The 604-nt window shown below is 64.1% G+C and carries 1 protein-coding gene; it reads right to left on the bottom strand.

The genetic code is table 11. The annotated features are described in order from the left end of the window. Positions 1-265: AAA family ATPase (locus tag ELR45_RS16605; RefSeq protein ID WP_165367839.1), on the bottom strand; the 265-nt coding region annotated here is incomplete at its 3' end. Positions 266-604: the final 339 nt, after the last annotated feature.

Consider the following 604-nt stretch of genomic DNA (forward strand, 5'->3'; position numbering starts at 1 on the left):
CGGCCGCCCGCAGCTCGTACTTGTCGCGCACCTCTCCCGACGTGGCGCCGACCGCGGCGGACATCACCAGGTGGAGTCCCGAATAGGGCCAGTCCCGTTCCGCCTCGGTGGCGGCGACCATGGCTACCGCCGCATACGGCTCATCCGCGAAGTATGCGTGCGCCTCTGTTGTGATCGCTCTCAACAGGGCGCTCTTGCCGATACCGGCAGGGCCGGCGATGACCATTGATCCACCTTGGCCGCGAGCGAGCGCTCCGACCACCATGCGAAGCGCTTCCCTCTCGCGCGTCCGGCCTACAAACCCCCCACGAACAGAATTCTCCACTCGGCTGTCCCCTCGAACATCGACGTCCAGCCCCACCTGGACGTACTGAAGCTGCCCCGGTCGACCGCTCCCACCGATGCTTGCCGGAAGGAGCGGACACCCACCACGACGGCGCCATGATCAAGTTATGACGGGCCTTGATCGGCAATCTCAGGAAAAGCGCAAAAGTTCACCCGACCGTGATCATTCGTCGGACCACTGCCACCCACATCTCGGTCATGCCCACATCAACGTCGGCGTCGACGTCTGGAACTATGCCCCGGTGCATGAACACACCTT

Origin of the sequence: Phytoactinopolyspora endophytica, from assembly GCF_004138495.1 — a bacterium.
GTDB lineage: Bacteria > Actinomycetota > Actinomycetes > Jiangellales > Jiangellaceae > Phytoactinopolyspora > Phytoactinopolyspora endophytica.